The 3,303-nt window shown below is 60.3% G+C and carries 3 protein-coding genes and 1 pseudogene; all 4 read left to right on the top strand.

Annotated features, from left to right (window positions below; translation table 11 throughout):
- Positions 1 to 160: pseudogene (locus HX846_RS39735) on the top strand (TolC family protein); the annotation flags it as partial.
- Positions 161 to 241: 81 nt separating this feature from the next.
- Complete coding sequence (locus HX846_RS25210) at positions 242 to 874, top strand: hypothetical protein (protein WP_003218188.1); 633 nt, start codon at positions 242 to 244, stop codon at positions 872 to 874.
- 266 nt (positions 875 to 1,140) lie between these two features.
- The gene (locus tag HX846_RS25205) at positions 1,141 to 2,637 is read left to right on the top strand and encodes a YdgA family protein (protein ID WP_087693604.1); all 1,497 of its coding nucleotides are present in this window, start codon (positions 1,141 to 1,143) and stop codon (positions 2,635 to 2,637) included.
- Positions 2,638 to 2,818: 181 nt separating this feature from the next.
- Positions 2,819 to 3,303: tetratricopeptide repeat protein (locus HX846_RS25200; RefSeq protein ID WP_178966314.1), on the top strand; the 485-nt coding region annotated here is incomplete at its 3' end.

The following is a 3,303-nucleotide window of genomic DNA, read 5'->3' as shown; positions in this document are numbered from 1 at the left end:
CCTGGCCGACCTGCAAGCCACGCGTACCTACACCGACGTGCGGGCGCAACTGGCCGCGGCGAACACCCAGGTTGCCATGAGCCAGATCGATTTGTTCCTGGCCCTGGGCGGCGGCTGGGAAAGTGGACGAACGCAAGCCACACAAGCCAGCAAACCCTGAGCTGATTGCTATGCTTTGACAGGCGGACTTACGTGATGGTCCGCTGGTCACTGCTCGCGTTTGCTCATGGGGATTCCAATAATGAAAAACCCTTATGCTCCCGCTTTCTGGTGCGTGTTCTTCGCACTGGTGTTGCTATCGGCGACTTACTTCTACGGCATCATGCTGGCCCATCAAATCGACAAGGCCATGGTGTTCCTCGACAGCGCCAGCGCGCTGATCGCGGTGCTGTCCATCGGCGTGGTGGCCTGGGCCTCCTACCAGGGCCAGCGAATCAAGCGAAGACTGCTCGAACAAGGCAAGACCCGCGTGGCGATCTGGGATACCAAGGTTGCCCTGCGCCGGGTCGAGACGGTGTTCGACCGCTACTTCTGGGGCAGCTACTGGCAGCCGGGGCGCACCTTCCAGGAAGTCATGGGCGAACTGACCGGCACACCGCTGGAAAAAAGCCTCGAAGCCCTGAAAAAACAATGCGTGATGCTTGATCGGCAAGTCGCCGACGGACGGCATTGGCTGAATAACGCCCGGGAATTATCCGATGTGGCCACTGCGATGGCGCGGGAGCGTTACCAGCTGGATTTTTATGATCCCAAGTCGGATACGCCGGGCAATGCGGTGATTCACCGTGAGTTTGAGGTGCTGGTGTATACGTGGACGGCACGGCTGAAGAGCTTTGACCATCAACTCGATGAGATCGAAACCGAGTATTCCTGAAATCTGTGGTGTCTGTACTGACGCCTTCGCGAGCAAGCCCGCTCCCACACTCGACTGCATTCCAAAGATGGAACTCACTCGAATGTGGGAGCGGGCTTGCTCGCGAAGGCACTTTACCGTTCAGCGCTGAAGTCTGCGCCTATTGAAAAATTGGGCTGCATACGCCAGCCAATGCTAATCTTCCCCGGATTTCGGCGGGCTTGAGCCGACACCCTTCGGGGTTCAGGGAAGACAGCCCACTTCACAGGATTTGATCAGGTCACTACATGAATAAGCCAGCAGTCGTTCTCTTGGGTATCGTCGTCGCCATTGGTGCAATCAGCGCAGGCGGTGCCTGGTACACCGGCAAGCAACTGGAGCCGGTGCTGCAAACCGCCATCCAGGACGCCAACAAGGAACTGCAGACCTCCATGGCCGGTGTCGACGGCACTGTGACCCTCGAACTGGTCTCCCTCGACCGTCAGCTGTTCAGCAGCACCGCCCACTATCGCCTCAAGGCCCAGGGCGCGGTGTTCGGCGAAAATCATCAGGACACCGAACTGCTGTTCGTCGACCATATCGAACACGGCCCGCTGCCGTTCTCGCGCCTGGTGTCGCTGAAGTGGCTGCCGGTCATGGCCACCAGTCACTACGAACTCGAGAAAAACCCCACCACCGAAAAATGGTTCGCTGCCAGCAAGGACGTGTCGCCCCTCAAAGGCGTGGCCAACATCGGCTATGACCGCTCGGTGACCGGCAACGTTGAACTGCTGCCCCTGGAACTCAAGGACGACAAGTCGGCCGTGAGCTTCTCCGGCGCCAACCTCGACTTCGACTCCACCGCCGAAGGCAAGAAGGTCAAGGCCAGCGGCTACATGGACAGCCTCAAGGTCTCGGTTGTCGATGCCAACAACGCCAAGCTGGATGCGGAGCTGAGCGGCCTGACCATCGCCAGCAACCTGGAAAAAACCACCTTCGGTTTCTACACCGGGCAAAACACCGTCGAGCTGACCAACACCAAGGTCACCTTCGGCCCGCAGCAAGCAGTGCTGACTCTCAAGAACTTTGAGCAGAAAGACAGCAGCGAAACCAAGGACAACAACCTGGCCGGCCGCGTCGACTACAAGATCGACGAGATCGGTTACCAGGGCAAGCCAGTGGGTTCGGCGGCCATGGCCGTCAGCATGAAGAACGTCGACATCCCGTCGATGCTGGTACTGACCAAGCTCTACCAGGAAAAAGTACAGCCGGCCCAGGCCGCTGCCGCTGCTGGCCAGCCCGTGCCTGAGTTGCAACTGACCGAAGCCGAGCAGACCCTGGCCCAGGCCAACGTCGACCAACTGCTGGCTGCCAAGCCGCAAGTGGCGGTAGAAAACCTGTCGCTGAAAACCACCAATGGCGAGAGCCGCTTCAACCTGGTGGCGGACTTCGCCAAGCCGTCGAGCATGGACCTGCCGCCGGTTGAACTGGGCAAGCAAATCGTTGCGCTGCTGGACGCCAACCTGACCCTGTCCAAGCCGATGATCCAGGACGTTGCCGGCCTGCAGGCGCAGATCGGTGGTGTGACCGACCCGAAAGCCATCGAGCAGCAATCCCAGATGGCCAGCGAGATGATCAGCGGCATGGCCGTGGGTACTCAACTGGCGACCCTGGTGGGTACCGATATCGTGTCCAAGCTGCACTACGCCAACAATGAAGTGACCTTCAACGGCCAGAAAATGACCGTCGAGCAATTCATTGGTTTTGTGCTGGGCAAGTTCGGCGCGGTCAGCGGCGCTCAATAAGACTCGGCTCAAAATGATGTAGGCCAATTCTGAACAATTGTTCTGAATTGGCCTTTTTTGTACCCCCCTCAAGGATATTGCGCCCCGGGAAAGCTTGGCCGCGTCATCAGATGCCGGCCGCCTGGAGTGTCGTGCAGGTGAACTTATCGCTACAGCTTTCCCTGGTGAGGAAGCTGACGACATGTCGCGTAATATTCATCCGTTTATCCGCCTGGCCCTGTGCAGCCAACTGCTCTGGCCCGTCGTGGCATCGGCCGATGCGGCCTATGATTCGCTGATCAACCAGGCCCGCAGTGGCAACTATGGTCCGGCCCTCAACCTGTTGCGCCAAATGCCCGCCGAGCGCCAGACGCCGGGGCAGGTCAGCGATCACCTGTTGATTGCCAGCTGGGCGCGCCAGGACGCCGAGGTGCTGACGGTCTACGAGGCCCAGGGCCGCTCACGCACCCTCACCACCCAGGCGCTGGCCACCGTCGCCCGCACCTATCGCAACCAGCAGCGTTGGGAACCGGCGATTGCCGTGTATCGCCAGGCGTTGCTGCGCGAGCCGAATAACCCGGACCTGCAACTCGGCCTGGCCCTGACCCAGGCGGACGCCGGCCAGACCGCTGAAGCGGTGCAGCGCACCCGCGCCCTGGTGGCCGCCAAGCCCGACGACGCCGACCG

The sequence above is a fragment of the Pseudomonas sp. K5002 genome (assembly GCF_013386655.1).
Classification (GTDB): domain Bacteria; phylum Pseudomonadota; class Gammaproteobacteria; order Pseudomonadales; family Pseudomonadaceae; genus Aquipseudomonas.
This window is presented reverse-complemented; position numbering and strand designations above follow the sequence as displayed.